This window comes from Nitrosospira sp. Nsp14 (assembly GCF_900113575.1).
GTDB lineage: Bacteria > Pseudomonadota > Gammaproteobacteria > Burkholderiales > Nitrosomonadaceae > Nitrosospira.
On sequence record NZ_FOPV01000010.1, the window covers coordinates 1 to 15614 of the forward strand.

Below are 15614 nucleotides of genomic sequence, written 5' to 3' on the forward strand. Positions count from 1 at the left end.
TGAAATACCGATACCAATACCAATGTTACGTATACTTTACATACCCACAACCCTGTAAAGACTATCCGCGAAGATCAGCCAAGTCAAGAAGTTTGGGGGAGGGGAGCGAGCGCCTCGACTGCGCCGGAGAAGAACACTGCTTCAATTCGAATTACCAGTGAGACAATATCCCGTCAAGCTGATCCAGGCTGCTGTAGTGGATGACTACCGTCCCGGCACCTTTTTTCCCCGGTTTTATAACAACTTGCGCACCGAGCTTAGCGGAAACATCTTCCTGCAGACTCAGTAGGTCACGGTCGTTTTTGGGCGGCCGTTTCACCTTCGGCGCCGGCCGCTCGATCTGGTATACCAGCTTTTCGGTTTCACGCACGGACAGCTGCTTATGCGCCACGAAATTGGCGATTTCTATTTGCTTTGCGGGGGGAAGCGAGAGCAACGCGCGACCATGCCCCATATCTATTTTTCCCTCCATCAGCAATTCCTGGACGGGCGGCGGCAGATTAAGCAACCGCAGAAGATTTGAAACCGCGCTGCGCGAGCTGCCCAATGCTTGGCTCGCGGCTTCATGCGTCATCCCAAACTCTTTTATAAGACGTTGAATACCAAGAGCTTCTTCTAAAGGGTTCAGGTCTTCACGCTGAATATTCTCGATGAGAGACATGGCCAGCACAGCCTCGTCAGGCACTTCGCGAACAAGCGCCGGTACTTCGGAAAGTGCGGCAAGCTGCGCTGCCCGCCAGCGTCTCTCCCCAGCGATGATTTCGTAACGTCCAGGTGAAACAGGCCGGACCAGGACAGGCTGCATGACTCCCTGGGTTTTTATAGATTCCGCAAGCTCCGCCAACGATTCTTTATCCATACGCGTGCGTGGCTGGTACTTGCCCGGTTGCAGCTGCGATATTTTCAGGTTCCGCAGCGCCTCCGCTGTCCTGACGTTTTCATTCGCCGCCAGCAATGCATCCAACCCCCTGCCCAATCCCTTAGATTTCATTGTCTTCCCTGCTTACGCCTATGCTTCCAGTGTTCGGTCCAGATCCCGCTGAAATGGGACTTCACTGGGAAAATATCTGTTTAACATTTCTCCCGCCAACGCCAGATAGGCTTGAGTGCCTTTGGATAACTTGTCATGACACAGCGCGGGAATGCCGAAACTTGGAGCTTCCGCCAAGCGGACGTTGCGCGGGATAACGGTGCGGTATACCTTGTCGCCAAAATGCTGCTGCAATTGATCCGATACCTGTTGAGCCAAAATGTTGCGTGGATCAAACATCGTGCGCAGCAATCCCTCGATCTCCAAAGCGGGATTCAAATTGGCACGCACCTTTTTGATGGTATTGACGAGGTCGCTTAGTCCCTCCAGCGCGTAATACTCGCACTGCATAGGAATCATCACCGCATATGCCGCGCACAGCCCATTGAGCGTCAATAGATTGAGGGCGGGCGGGCAATCGATGAGAATAAAATCATAATTTTGTTCAACTTCCCGTAAAGCTTCTTTCAGTCGCGTCTCGCGCTGGGGCAGATCGACCATCTCTATTTCAGCGCCAGCCAACTCCCGGTTGGCGGGGACCAGATCGTATTTGCCACTGGTAGAATGCACGCTCACTTCGGTCACGCTCCGGCTCCCGAGCAACACTTGGTAAACGGTATGGGGCAGCGTGCGCTTGTCTACGCCGCTACCCATGGTCGCGTTCCCCTGAGGGTCCAGATCAACCAACAGGACACGCCGCCGGGCCGCTGCGAGGCTGGCGGCCAGATTAACGCTGGTGGTGGTTTTTCCCACCCCGCCTTTTTGATTGGTTACTGCCAAAATTCTCGTCATCGCATCCGCTCCAGAGACGGCAACGCGGGCCGGAACGGGCGATGGGCAGTACTGCCCCGCTGACCCATTCACTCTGCCATTTACTCTGCTTCAACCCGCTTAATCACGACCAGATGCCGCTCTGACTCGAGGCCAGGAACCGCAACTGATAATATTTTCTCCACCGAGAACTGGCCCGGCAACTGAGCCAGTTCCTCGTGCGGATACAAGCCCTTCATCGCCAAGAGCCTGCCGCCCCTTTCTCCATCCGCGCACAAATGCCCAGCCAGTCTGACAAAGTCCGCCAAGTCGGAAAAAGCACGAGAAACAACGGAATCGAAGCCGGTGGGGGGGTGACACTGCTCGACCCGTACCGCCGCCACCTCGACATTTTCCAGTTTCAATTCTATCCGCGCCTGTTGCAGAAATACGGCTTTTTTATGAATGCTTTCGATCAGCACCACGTGCCAATCCGGCCGTGCCAGCGCCAGAGGGATGCCGGGTAAACCCGCGCCACTGCCAACGTCCGCCACCCTCGGTCCCCTGACATGCGGCAGGATCGACAGGCTGTCGAGCACGTGTCGAACCAGCATGGTTTCCGGCTCACGCACGGCGGTGAGGTTATGCACCCGGTTCCATTTTTGAACCAGCGCAAGATATTGCAAAAGCCGGGTTTGGGTTTCCGGCGGGATTGCAACCCCCAGTTCTGCTATTCCGCCAGCAAGCCGTGCTGTCAGGTTCATGCCTGCTTTTCAGTAGTCTGGCGGGAAAAACCACGCTTTACGTGCACCAGCAATAAAGAGATTGCCGCGGGGGTGATGCCTGAAATCCTTGCTGCCTGGCCTGCGGTTTCCGGCTTATGCTGATTCAGTTTTTGCTGAGCTTCCGTTGAAAGACCGCTTACCGTCCGATAATCCAGGTCTCCCGGCAAACGGAGATTTTCATATTGAGCGTTGCGCGTCACTTCGTCCTTCTGCCGTTCAATATAACCATGGTACTTCGCCTGGATTTCAATTTGTTCTGCAACCATTGGATCGGCAACCGGCTCGCCTGCTCCCGAAAGCGTCATTAAACCGGCATAGGAGACGCCAGGACGGCGTAGCAGCTCATGCAACGAATATTCGCGCTCGATAGTCGTGCCTAGCACCTGCGCTATATCCACCGTCGGAGCGAGACGCGCATGGGTTTTCGGGTTGAGCCAGACGCCTTTCAATCTATCCTGCTCCCGGGCGATGGCCTCCCGTTTGGCTTCGAATGCGGCCCAACGCAAGTCACTGACCACGCCGAGTCTGCGTCCCGCTTCGGTCAGCCTCAAATCGGCATTGTCTTCGCGAAGCTGTAACCGATACTCCGCGCGACTGGTGAACATGCGATAAGGCTCAGTCACACCAAGCGTGATGAGATCGTCTACCAAGACGCCAAGATAAGCTTGGTCCCGGCGCGGGCACCATGCGTCCCGCTCCTGGGTCTTGAGCGCCGCATTTATGCCCGCCAGCAGACCCTGAGCAGCAGCCTCTTCATATCCGGTTGTGCCGTTAATCTGCCCCGCGAAAAACAACCCCTCGATCGTCTTGGTCTCCAGCGAGCTTTTGAGGCCGCGCGGATCGAAATAGTCGTATTCAATGGCATAGCCCGGCCGCGTGATGTGCGCGTTCTCAAGCCCCCTGATGGAACGCACCAGCTCAACCTGCATATCGAACGGCAGGCTGGTAGAGATTCCATTAGGATACACTTCATGTGTATCGAGGCCTTCCGGTTCCAGGAAGATTTGGTGCGAATCCTTGGCAGAAAAACGCACCACCTTATCCTCGATCGAGGGGCAATAACGTGGGCCAATGCCTTCAATTACCCCGCTAAACAGCGGTGAACGATCCAAACCCTTGCGGATAACGTCGTGCGTGCGGTTGTTGGTGTGAGTAATCCAGCAAGGCAGTTGACGCGGATGTTGTGCAGCACTGCCCATGAAGGAAAACACCGGGAGCGGCGTATCACCCGGCTGTTCGGTTACCACGGAGTAATCGATGCTGCGGCCATCAATGCGCGGGGGCGTGCCTGTCTTCAACCTCCCCACCGGCAATTTCATTTCGCGCAATCGCGCGGCCAGGCTAAGGGAAGGCGGGTCGCCGGCCCGGCCCGCCTGGAAATTCGCCGACCCGACATGTGCCAGCCCCGCCAAGAACGTGCCGGCGGTGAGGACCACTGCGCTTGCTCGGAATATTATTCCCAACTGCGTAACGACCCCTGAGACACGACCGCCTTCAAGCACGAGATCATCCACCGATTGCTGGAAGAGCCAGAGGTTTGGCTGGTTCTCCAGACGACGGCGGATTGCCTGGCGGTAAAGCACACGATCGGCCTGCGCGCGCGTCGCGCGGACCGCGGGCCCTTTGCGGGAATTCAATATACGGAACTGGATACCCGCCTCATCGGCGGCGGCGGCCATCGCGCCCCCGAGGGCATCCACCTCTTTGACGAGATGACCTTTGCCAATGCCTCCGATCGAGGGATTGCATGACATCTGCCCGAGCGTTTCGATATTCTGGGTGAGCAATAGGGTTTTTTGCCCCATTCGCGCAGCCGCAAGGGCTGCCTCGGTGCCAGCGTGGCCGCCACCAATTATGATTACATCAAAATGATCAGAATAAGTCACCCTGAACTGGACGGTACGGCCGTATGGTTGAAAGGCGGGATTCTACGGCAAAACGGCGGTGGGGGTAAGAGCGGCGAGGCGCAACGCGCAGCCGGGCTTGTGTACGAAACAGGTATTCGCTATATAACTTACTCGATCGGCAGATGCCGCTATCGAATGTTTCACGTGAAACAATTTACATTGGCATCAATAAACACCGGATCCGCGTTCTGACCCATACAGCGATTTATTAAGAGTTGCCGGCCGGCGCAGCTCAACGGGACGGGGCATGCCGCCCTTACTTGCCGATGCAGAATCGGGAAAATATCTCCCCCAGCAGATCGTCGGCGTTAAACTCCCCCGTAATGGAAGAAAGCGTTTTCTGCGCCATCCTCAGCTCCTCCGCCAGCAGTTCGAGCGGAGCGGCGTTTGCTGCGAGGACGGCAGCATCTTTAAGATGTGCGCGCGCTTGCGTCAAAGCGTGCAGGTGACGCTGACGCGCCATGAACATGCCTTCCCCCGACGCGTACGTCCGCCACCCGGCCATTTCAAGGAGTTTTCTCCGCAGCACATCCACCCCCGAGCCGGTCTTCGCGGAGACATAAACTGCCGAACCTCCTTCCGGCGCTTCGACACTGCCCGGCGCCGTAAGGAGGTCTATCTTGTTATAAACATGTATGAACGGGAGTGTAACGGGGAGTTCCTGGAGTATTTGCCTATCTTCCGCGGCAATACCGCACCGGCTGTCCACTACGAGCAGTATAAGGTTTGCCTTGCCCACCGCGTCGCGTGTGCGGGCCATGCCAATCTTTTCGACAGCATCCTGAGTGTCTCTTAACCCCGCCGTATCGACCACATGTATCGGAATTCCCTCAATTTCGATAGTCTCGCGAATAGCGTCGCGCGTGGTACCGGGTATTTCCGTGACAATGGCCGTTTCCTCTCCAGTCAGCTGGTTCAAGAGGCTTGATTTCCCGACATTGGGCTGGCCAACAAGGACCACCCGTATGCCTTCCCGCAGCAGGCTCCCCTGGGTCGCTGACATGAGCACTCCCTCAAGCTGCGTCCGTATAGCTTCCAGTTTGTCCGTGACGTCCCCACCTCCCACAAACTCTATTTCCTCTTCGGGGAAATCCAGAGATGCCTCGACAAGTATCCGCAGGGTAATAAGCGCTTCCACCAGGTCGCGAATAGCACGAGAAAATTCACCTTGGAGCGATCGCATCGCACAACGTGCGGCGTCACCGGTGCTGGCATTGATTATGTCAACCACACTCTCGGCTTGGGCAAGATCGAGTTTGTTGTTGAGGAACGCGCGTAACGTGAATTCACCCGGCTGCGCCAGACGGGCACCAGCCGAGAGGCAGCTGGACAATAGCAGATTCATTACCGCGGGGCCGCCGTGCCCTTGCAGTTCCAGCACATCTTCCCCGGTATAGGAATGAGGTGCAGGAAAATAAAGCACAATTCCCTGGTCAATGACGAGACCGGCTTCGTCGACAAATTTACTTAGCCTTGCTTGACGCGACTGGGGTAGGGAGCCCGCGACTTTCCGCGCGAGCAATTCGAGACTTCTGCCTGAAACGCGAACCACCCCGATGCCGCCCTTCCCCGGTGGAGTGGCGATCGCGGCAATAATGTCAGAATTTCCCGTCCCGGTAATTGAGTGAGTCATCCAAGATGGCAATCCTTCGGGAGCACGTCAGGCGCTCCCCCGCGGGTTTATCGCCATGAAGCGAAGTGGGTCCAGCATTTCAGCCGGTTTTCTTTTTACCCGCAGCAACCGCGGCGCCCTCTATCATGCGGGTGATTTGCCACTGCTGAGCAATCGAAAGCACGTTATTCACCAGGGAATACAGCACCAGGCCAGCAGGAAAGAAGAAAAAGAACACGCTGAAGGCAAAAGGCATAATCTGCATCACCTTGGCCTGGATGGGGTCAGCCGCGGGCGGACTAAGCTTCGACTGCACAAACATGGATATGCCCATCAGCACCGGTAGCACAAAATAAGGATCGGGCGACGATAGATCTTCTATCCATGCCGCGAACGGCGCGTGACGCAACTCCACGCTTGCCAGCAACACCCAATATAAGGAAATGAATACCGGGATCTGAACCACAATGGGCAGACAGCCGCCCATCGGGTTGATTTTTTCGGTCTTGTAAAAATCCATCATGGCCTGATGCATGCGTTGACGGTCATTGCCGTGCTGCTCCCGCAAACGCTGAAGCTTGGGTGTAACCAAGCGCAACTTCGCCATCGACCTGTATCCCGCTGCGGACAATGGGAAAAAGGCCAGCTTGACGGACATCGTCAACAGAATGATGGCAACTCCCCAGTTTCCGGTCCAGGAATGGTAAAACGACAATAACCAGAACAATGGTGCTCCAATTACCGTCAGCCAGCCATAATCCACCGTTAGATCAAGCCCCGGCGCGATGGAGGCCAGCTTGCTCTGCTCTTCCGGACCTGCATACAACGGGACGGTTATCCTGGCAGTGCTCCCCGGCTCAACCACACCCACCGGCACGATCACCCCGGCGGTATATTCATTTTCACCCAAACGCTTCGCATAGTATTCACGCGCCGATTTATCCTTGGGCAGCCAAGCGGTGAGGAAATAATGCTGCAGCATCGCAATCCAGCCATTGTCGGCATTCTTCGGATACGATGCGTTACCTTTGTCAAGTGCGGAAAATTCGATTTTCTTGAATTTTTCCTGCTCCGTGAAAAGCGCGGCGCCGGTATAGGTGGGGATCATGAAAACCGAACCCACTGGGGGCTGGGCGTCGCGTAGCATTTGAAAATACGAGAACGGCTGGATGGCCGCGGCGCGCTCATTGGAAACTTCAAAGCTGACGTCGATCAGATAGCTTCCGCGGTGAAATGTATAAACCTTGGTTACGCGCACCCCGTCACTTTCAGGCGCCGCGAGCCGTATCTCGATTTTGTCCTGGGCCGGCGCCAGCTCATACGATGCCTGCTCCGTCGCATAGCGCGTCTTGTGGCTGGGTAGACCTTCTCCTATCAACCCAGATTGAGCCACATAGATGTGGTCGCCCTGACTTTGCAGCAGGGCAAATGGCTTGCTTTTGTCCTCCTTGTCTGGATGATGCAGCAACTCGAGGCGGCGAAGATCCCCCCCCGCGGTATTGATTTCCGCTATCACCATGTCAGTTTTGACAAGGATTTTCTCCCCGGGCTCCAGCTTGCCCGACCGACTGACGGGCGTCGCGCTATCTGCCGCGACTTCGCTCTGACCTGGCTGAGTTGCAACCAGCTTGTCCCCTGGAACGGGCGTTTCGACCTGCGAGCCTGCTGTTGGCTGGTTAGCCGACCCGTGGATCGCGGGGGGGGAAGTCGGAGGGCGTTGTTCTTTCTGCCACGCATCCCAAAGAAACAACATTGAGGTGGAAAAGATTAAAAAAAGTACGAATTTTTGTGTATCCATCATGTATCGCGAATTTATTTTTGACGATACGCCTGAACGTAACGAAGTTGTTTGAGGCCTGACAGCTGCTCCTATGGTACAGGGTCATGTCCACCCCGGTTCCACGGATTGCAACGCATTATCCTCCACACGCTCAGTAACACCCCGCGCATCACGCCATGTCTGGCGAACGCCTCGCATGCATAGTGTGAACAGGACGGACTGAAGCGGCAAGATGGCCCAAAAAACGGGCTCAGGCAATACTGATAAAACTTGATCAGACCGATAATTATCCGCGACATCGCTGCAATTGAACCATGAGCCGTTCTGCTTCTCCCGCCATGCGCAACGAATTGCCGTGGCTCACGTGGCTACGCAAACGAACCACGATGTCGAGCCCGGTCAAGTCCCGTTGCCGCGCGCGAAACGCTTCCCGCAGCACGCGTTTCACCCGGTTGCGATTTACTGCCAGTCGCTCAACTTTGCCCGCGACCACCAATCCCAGCCTGTAGTGCGAAAGGTTATTGGGTTTAGCGAAGATCTGAAGAAACTCGCTACTTGCAGAACATCTGAATCTAATGACCGAGGAGAACTCTTCTGCTTTGTGCAAACGGTGGGTTTTTGGAAAGCGAATAGTGAAACTCCCCAATAATTCGGGTTGCGTTAGACCCCAAGGCGAATCCGCCCCTTGGCCCGGCGAGCCCGAATAACCGCCGCTCCGCCGGAAGTTTTCATGCGAACCCGAAAACCATGGGTCCGCTTTCTTCGCGTCACAGATGGTTGATAAGTACGTTTCATCGTCTTCCCCTATGCCTCGTAAATAAAACTCGTCATTACAACTTTTGCAAAGGTTGATGTCAACCGATATTTTTTCCCGCCCCTGTGGATAAGTCATCGGGAACGGTCTAGAATATGTTCCCCGCGCGGCCGAATCTCCGTCCCATTCTCCTAATCAGCCACCACGATCATGCCTGCAGTAGATACTTTCTGGCTTTCCTGCCTTGAACATTTTGAGAAGGAGTTGAGCGCCCAGCAGTTCAATACATGGATAAAACCTCTTTCCCTGGAATCATCGCATAACGCTTTCGAGCCTGTTCTTGTCGCACCCAACCGTTTCGTCATGCAATGGGTAAAGGACAACTTTGTATCGCGTATTGAACAAATGGCGGAGGAGTATTTTTCCTGCAGCGTTCATTTTCGATTGAAGCTTGCCGATCAGGTTTCTACGAAGTCAGCCGAGCCTGTGGCAAAAGGTGCACTGACGGTGCAAAGCGAAGCCCCTGCCACTTTTGATACGTCCGCGGTGGCAGCGCAAAAAACAAAAGATCCGAAAGAAAAACATGAGAAAAACCCCAGCCGGTTGAATCCAGCCTTTACCTTCAATAGCTTCGTTACGGGCAAAGCGAATCAACTGGCGCGAGCCGGCGCAATTCAAGTGGCGGAACGCCCTGGTGTTGCCTACAACCCCTTCTTTATTTATGGCGGCGTTGGTCTGGGAAAAACCCACTTGATTCAAGCGATCGGGAATAGTGTGCTGGAGCACAATAGCGCTGCCAAAGTCCGATATATCCACGCAGAACAGTACGTTTCAGACGTAGTGAGGGCTTACCAACATAAAGCATTCGACGAGTTTAAACGGTACTATCATTCCCTTGATCTTCTGTTGATCGATGACATACAGTTTTTTGGCGGCAAGAACCGCACCCAGGAAGAGTTTTTCTACGCCTTCAACGCGCTCATCGAAGCACATAAGCAGGTGATCATTACCTGCGATTCGTACCCGAAGGAAATCTCGGGTATGGAAGAACGGTTGATTTCACGTTTTGGCTGGGGGTTGACCGTAGCGGTCGAGCCTCCGGAACTGGAAATGCGTGTCGCCATTCTGCTAAAGAAGGCGCTTCTGGAAAACATTGTTCTTGATGAACACGTGGCATTCTTCATCGCCAAACATATCCGGTCCAACGTACGCGAACTGGAAGGCGCGCTCAAACGGGTACTCGCATATTCACGCTTTACCGGGCATTCACTATCGCTGGATTTGGCGAGGGAAGCCCTGAAAGATTTGCTCGCCGTACAGAACCGTCAGATTTCCATAGAAAATATCCAGAAGACCGTGGCGGACTACTATAAAATCAAGGTCGCGGAAATGTACTCTAAGAAGCGCTCTCGCATTGTCGCCCGACCCCGGCAAATGGCCATGGCCATCTCCAAAGAGCTCACACCGCTCAGTCTGCCCGACATCGGCGAAGCATTTGGCAGTAGAGATCACACCACGGTACTGCACGGCTACCGCAAGATTGCTGAACTACGCGCTTCCGATCCAGCTATCAATCGGGACTTCAACACCTTGCTGCACATTCTGCGCGGTTGATAGCCATGGTGTAATGACAGGGATGATTTGGGGATAACTCGGTGTTTTCGTCGTCGTGCAATTTCGTCCCCAAAATGTCCACAGGCAATACCTCATCTATACAGAGACCAAAAAATAATTAATTTTTTGAAACAAAAAAGAAAATATTATTTGTACCGGACTTTGCCGGCTTCTATTAACGATTATTTCGGATTTAAATAATGAAACTTATACAAGCCGATAGGGATACCTTGCTAAAGCCGCTGCAAACTGTGACCGGCATTGTCGAGCGTCGCCACACCTTGCCCATACTGTCCAATGTGTTTATAGAATTAAAGAGCGAAAATATTTCATTCATTGCCACTGATCTGGAAATCCAGATCACCACATCGGCAAAAGATGGCAGCGCGGCGGGGGACGCATATTCGGTTACGGTGGGGGCAAAAAAACTGCAGGATATATTGCGCGCGCTCCCTGAACAGGCTCAAGTGACCCTTGAAGCTGGCGAAAACAGGCTCCAGGCGAAAGCGGGTAAAAGCCGGTTTAATTTACAAACCCTGCCTGCGGAAGATTTCCCCCGTTTTCCGGAAAGCAAGGAGCCCCAGGCAAGAATAACCTTGCAGCAGCGCGAACTTAAGCACCTATTGTCGATGGTGCAATACGCAATGGCGCAACAGGACATTCGGTATTATCTCAATGGGTTGCTGTTGCTGATGGAAGACAACTGTCTGAGGGTCGTCGCGACCGACGGGCATCGACTGGCATTCGCTTTCATGATGCTGGAAACGCATCAGGAGAAAAACGAAGTCATATTGCCGCGCAAGGTGGTATTGGAGCTCGCCAGGCTGCTTGCCGACAGCGAGGAACCGGTGGTCGTGGAGATTCTGCAGAATCAGGTTCGTTTTGCCTTTTCAAATGTGGTCCTCGTGTCCAAAGTGATCGACGGAAAGTTTCCCGACTACAACCGAGTGATTCCCTCAGGCTACCAGAAACAGTTCGACATCAACCGCTTGTTGCTTTTGCAGACGCTCCAGAGGGCGTCGATTTTATCCAATGAAAAGTTTCGTGGCGTGCGGCTGATACTGACGACGGGTAACCTCCGCATCGTCTGTACAAACAGCGAGCAGGAAGAAGCGGAGGAAGAGCTGGAGATTCAGTACGATGGCGAAGCGCTTGATATCGGCTTCAACATCACCTATCTGCTGGATGTGTTGAACCACCTGAGCAGTGAAACGGTACAATGTTCTTTTGGGGATGCCAACAGCAGCGCGCTCATTGTCATTCCCGGCGAAGAAAATTTCAAATACGTCGTTATGCCGATGAGGATTTAGCACTGATCCAGGCTATCACTGTTTTAGGCTACGTAGGCCGCCGAAAAAAGGTTTGAAAAGTTTGTGGGCGGGGAAGAAGCAAATCCAAACAATTGCGTTTCACGTGAAACTTAAAGACATCAATAATGATAGACAAAGACCGTTCCAGGCAGCAGAAAAGTGAAAGTTCCGCGGATTACGGATCCGACAGCATCAAGATCCTGAAAGGTCTCGACGCGGTACGCAAACGGCCCGGTATGTACATTGGCGATACCAGTGACGGCACCGGATTGCATCACATGGTGTTCGAGGTAGTGGACAATGCGATTGACGAAGCGCTGGCGGGTTATTGCAATGAAATTACCGTCATTATTCATCCGGATAATTCCGTAACGGTGCAGGATAATGGGCGCGGCATTCCCACGGGGATCAAGCAGGACGACGAACTGAAGCGCTCTGCGGCTGAAATCGTCATGACGGAACTTCATGCCGGCGGCAAGTTCGACGACAATTCCTACAAGGTGTCGGGCGGACTGCACGGAGTCGGCGTATCCGTGGTCAATGCCCTCTCGGAATGGTTGCGTCTTACCATCCGCCGGGATGGACTAGTTCATCAGATCGAGTTCCGCATGGGGGTTCCCGTTGCACCTCTGGCGGTCACCAGCAAAACAGAGCGGCGGGGCACCGAAGTACATTTTCTTGCCAGCAAGGAGATATTCGGCGATATCGAATATCACTATGACATATTCGCGAAGCGTTTGCGCGAACTCTCGTTTCTCAACAACGGCGTAAAAATTCATCTGATTGATCAGCGCAACGCCAAAGAAGAGACGTTTGCTTTCGTTGGCGGAGTAAAAAGTTTTGTCGAATATATCAACCGCGCAAAGTCGGTTCTGCATCCAAAAATCTTTTATGCATCCGGGGAGAAAGACCACATCGTGGTGGAAGTGTCGATGCAGTGGAACGACAGTTATTCCGAACAGGTTTTGTGCTTCACAAACAACATACCGCAGAAGGATGGTGGGACGCACTTGACTGGTTTGCGCGCGGCCATGACGCGAACCCTCAACAACTATATTGAAAAGAATGACCTGGCAAAAAAAGCCCGGATTGAAACCTCGGGTGATGACATGCGCGAAGGCCTCTCTTGCGTTTTGTCAGTGAAGTTATTCGAACCAAAATTTTCATCCCAGACCAAGGAAAAGCTCGTTTCCTCGGAAGTACGTCCGGCCGTGGAGGAAATCGTAGCGATGAAACTGGCGGAGTTTCTGCTGGAGAATCCGCTGGATGCCAAAACCATCTGCGGAAAGATCATCGACGCGGCAAGGGCGCGAGAAGCGGCGCGGAAAGCGCGGGAGTTGACGCGCCGCAAGGGCGTGCTGGATGGAATGGGATTGCCTGGAAAACTGGCGGACTGCCAGGAGAAAGACCCCGCCCTGTGCGAGCTTTATCTGGTGGAGGGTGATTCAGCCGGGGGCTCGGCCAAACAGGGCAGGGATCGCAAATTCCAGGCGATCATGCCCTTGAAGGGAAAAATACTGAATGTGGAAAAAGCCCGTTTCGATAAACTGATCTCATCCCAGGAGATTGTCTCGCTGATCACAGCGCTTGGCACCGGCATCGGGAAGGACGAATACAATCCGGACAAGCTGCGCTACCACCGCATTATTATCATGACCGACGCGGACGTCGATGGCTCCCACATACGCACGCTGCTGCTCACCTTTTTTTACCGGCAAATGCCCGAATTGCTGGAACGCGGACATATCTACATTGCCCAGCCCCCCTTGTATAAGATCAAGCATGGCAAACAGGAACGCTACGTAAAGGATGATCACGAGCTAAAGCAATACCTTCTCGGCTTGGCGTTGACCGATGCGGAACTGTATACACATGAAGACAGGCCCCCCCTCAAGGGAGAGACCCTTGAAAAACTTGCCAACGAGTATCTATTGGCGGAAGCCGTGATCGAGCGCATGAGCTCTCTAATTGACAGCCAGGTGATGCATGCGCTGCTGCGCGATCCAAATGTCGATTTAAGCAGCGAAGCGCGTGCTGTCGAAAGTGCAGCCCGGCTTGCCGCAGAGGTAAAGCCGGTGGGTGTCATACCGGAGTATGATGCCGCCACGGAGGGGTATCGGCTCAAGATTTCGCGCATGCATCATGGTAATGCCCGTGCAAGCTATTTAGACCAGGATTTCCTGGAAAGCGGGGACTATCAGCAAATAAGACAAACCGCGCAGGTCCTGGACGGCTTAATGGGACCCTCTGCATACATCAAGCGTGGCGACCAGAAACAGCTCGTCAGCGATTTCAAGCCGGCGCTAGACTGGCTGCTGCAGGAGGTAAAAAAAGGTATCGGCACGCAACGCTACAAGGGCCTGGGCGAAATGAATCCAGCTCAATTATGGGAAACCACCATGGACCCAAAGAGCCGGCGCCTGCTCAGGGCTCAGATCGAGGACAGCATCGCCGCGGACGAAATTTTCACCACCCTAATGGGCGATGTGGTCGAGCCTCGCCGAGCGTTCATCGAGAACAATGCGCTGGGGGTCAGGAATCTGGATGTGTAGTCGGGAATCTGGGTGTTTGATTTGATCTGGCGCCAGTTTCTGCCGAAGAGGAACAAGGAAGCAGGCATTGAGCACGCGGCCATGCTTGCATTTCCATAGCCAGGCTCAGATCGATCCGGCCGTAATTCTATCGCTATACAGGTAATAAAGTTTCCAAAAATATCAGAGGATTGAACTAATATGTGGGCCTCAAAACATACGCTCGAAAACGTCGACCCGGATTTGTGGCAGGCAGTGAAGGGCGAAGTGCAACGTCAGGAAGAATATATCGAGCTGATAGCGTCTGAGAACTATGCCAGTCCGGCGGTAATGCAGGCGCAGGGTTCGGTTCTGACGAATAAATATGCCGAGGGCTATCCAGGCAAGCGCTACTATGGCGGTTGCGAATATGTGGATGTTGTGGAGCAGTTGGCGATAGAGCGGTTAAAAGCACTGTTCGACGCGGAGTACGTGAACGTTCAGCCGCATTCCGGGTCCCAAGCCAACGCCGCCGTATATTTGACAGCGCTCCAGCCCGGGGACACCTTTCTGGGCATGTCGCTCGCACATGGGGGGCATTTAACCCACGGCGCTTCAGTCAACCTCAGCGGCAAAATCTTCAATGCGGTGTCGTATGGGTTAAAGCCAGAGAACGAAGAGCTGGATTACGACGAAGTCGCGCATCTGGCGCGCGAGCACAAGCCTAAAATGATTGTTGCCGGCGCCTCTGCCTATTCACTAGTGATAGACTGGAAACGCTTTCGCAAGATCGCGGATGAAGTGGGCGCTTACTTATTCGTAGACATGGCACATTACGCAGGCCTTGTGGCGGCAGGATTTTATCCCAATCCGGTCGGTATCGCCGATTTCGTCACCAGTACGACTCACAAGACGCTACGCGGTCCGCGCGGCGGCGTCATCTTGGCCAAGCCGGAGCATGAAAAAGCCCTTAATTCTGCAATATTTCCGCAAACGCAAGGGGGTCCGCTGATGCATGTGATCGCAGCCAAGGCTGTGGCCTTCAAGGAGGCGGCGAGCACAGCGTTCCGGGATTATCAGGAGCAGGTGATTGACAACGCCCGCGTAATGGCCAAGGTGTTGCAGGAGCGCGGCTTACGTATCGTCTCCGGACGCACGGACTGCCACATGTTTCTGGTCGACTTGCGCGCCAAGGATATCACCGGCAAGCAGGCCGCCGAATCGCTGGAGCTGGCGCATATCACCGTCAACAAAAATGCCATACCGAACGATCCCCAGAAGCCCTTCGTCACCAGCGGTATTCGCATAGGCTCGCCCGCCATGACCACCCGCGGCTTCAAGGAACTCGAAGCGGAACAGCTGGCGAATATGATTGCCGATGTCCTCGACGCGCCAACCGATACTGCGGTTCTTTCGCATGTTGCCCAGCAGGCAAGGACTCTGTGCGCCAGGTTTCCCGTCTATCAGCGTTGATGCGTATCGGGCAACAGCGCGATGGGTGTTCCTCAGAACAAGAAGGCTGCGCAAGGCTAAATCCCCGCGTAACCGGTTCACGCTCCCCA

General features: G+C 54.2%; 13 protein-coding genes. 4 read left to right on the top strand and 9 right to left on the bottom strand.

What is annotated here, in order from left to right:
- Nucleotides 1-151: 151 nt before the first annotated feature.
- The 9 genes from BM022_RS07855 to rpmH form a co-directional block, all read right to left on the bottom strand.
- Nucleotides 152-991 (bottom strand): ParB/RepB/Spo0J family partition protein, encoded by an 840-nt coding sequence (locus BM022_RS07855; protein ID WP_091138302.1) that lies wholly within the window; start codon nt 989-991, stop codon nt 152-154.
- 18 nt (nt 992-1009) lie between these two features.
- Nucleotides 1010-1822, bottom strand: coding sequence for a ParA family protein (locus BM022_RS07860; protein ID WP_091138304.1), 813 nt, complete (start codon nt 1820-1822; stop codon nt 1010-1012).
- Nucleotides 1823-1902: 80 nt separating this feature from the next.
- Nucleotides 1903-2544, bottom strand: a complete 642-nt coding sequence (gene rsmG / locus BM022_RS07865) for a 16S rRNA (guanine(527)-N(7))-methyltransferase RsmG (RefSeq protein WP_091138305.1) — start codon at nt 2542-2544, stop codon at nt 1903-1905.
- Nucleotides 2541-4451, bottom strand: a complete 1911-nt coding sequence (gene mnmG / locus BM022_RS07870) for a tRNA uridine-5-carboxymethylaminomethyl(34) synthesis enzyme MnmG (RefSeq protein ID WP_091138307.1) — start codon at nt 4449-4451, stop codon at nt 2541-2543. The genes rsmG and mnmG overlap by 4 nt, the downstream gene beginning before the upstream one ends.
- Before the next feature lie 277 nt (nt 4452-4728).
- A complete protein-coding gene (mnmE, locus tag BM022_RS07875; protein WP_091138309.1) occupies nt 4729-6105 on the bottom strand; it encodes a tRNA uridine-5-carboxymethylaminomethyl(34) synthesis GTPase MnmE in 1377 nt (458 codons plus the stop codon).
- Between the two features lie 79 nt (nt 6106-6184).
- On the bottom strand, nt 6185-7882 hold the full coding sequence (gene yidC, locus BM022_RS07880; protein WP_091138462.1) for a membrane protein insertase YidC: 1698 nt from the start codon (nt 7880-7882) through the stop codon (nt 6185-6187).
- A gap of 71 nt (nt 7883-7953) precedes the next feature.
- On the bottom strand, nt 7954-8163 hold the full coding sequence (yidD, locus tag BM022_RS07885; protein WP_218146855.1) for a membrane protein insertion efficiency factor YidD: 210 nt from the start codon (nt 8161-8163) through the stop codon (nt 7954-7956).
- Complete coding sequence (rnpA, locus tag BM022_RS07890; RefSeq protein ID WP_256209052.1) at nt 8151-8510, bottom strand: ribonuclease P protein component; 360 nt, start codon at nt 8508-8510, stop codon at nt 8151-8153. Before rnpA ends, yidD begins: the two co-directional genes overlap by 13 nt.
- Nucleotides 8511-8524: 14 nt before the next feature.
- Nucleotides 8525-8659 (bottom strand): 50S ribosomal protein L34, encoded by a 135-nt coding sequence (rpmH, locus tag BM022_RS07895; protein ID WP_091138313.1) that lies wholly within the window; start codon nt 8657-8659, stop codon nt 8525-8527.
- Nucleotides 8660-8828: 169 nt separating this feature from the next.
- Between rpmH and dnaA the strand changes: the two genes are divergently transcribed.
- The 4 genes from dnaA (at nt 8829) to glyA (ending at nt 15525) form a co-directional block, all read left to right on the top strand.
- The gene (dnaA, locus tag BM022_RS07900) at nt 8829-10232 is read left to right on the top strand and encodes a chromosomal replication initiator protein DnaA (RefSeq protein WP_091138315.1); all 1404 of its coding nucleotides are present in this window, start codon (nt 8829-8831) and stop codon (nt 10230-10232) included.
- Between the two features lie 200 nt (nt 10233-10432).
- Nucleotides 10433-11542: a DNA polymerase III subunit beta gene (gene dnaN / locus BM022_RS07905; RefSeq protein ID WP_091138317.1), complete on the top strand. Its 1110-nt coding sequence runs from the start codon at nt 10433-10435 to the stop codon at nt 11540-11542.
- Nucleotides 11543-11667: 125 nt separating this feature from the next.
- Nucleotides 11668-14094 carry a DNA topoisomerase (ATP-hydrolyzing) subunit B gene (gene gyrB / locus BM022_RS07910; protein ID WP_091138318.1) on the top strand — a complete coding sequence of 809 codons (2427 nt, stop codon included), beginning with the start codon at nt 11668-11670 and terminating at the stop codon, nt 14092-14094.
- A gap of 180 nt (nt 14095-14274) precedes the next feature.
- Nucleotides 14275-15525, top strand: coding sequence for a serine hydroxymethyltransferase (glyA, locus tag BM022_RS07915; RefSeq protein ID WP_091138320.1), 1251 nt, complete (start codon nt 14275-14277; stop codon nt 15523-15525).
- Nucleotides 15526-15614: the final 89 nt, after the last annotated feature.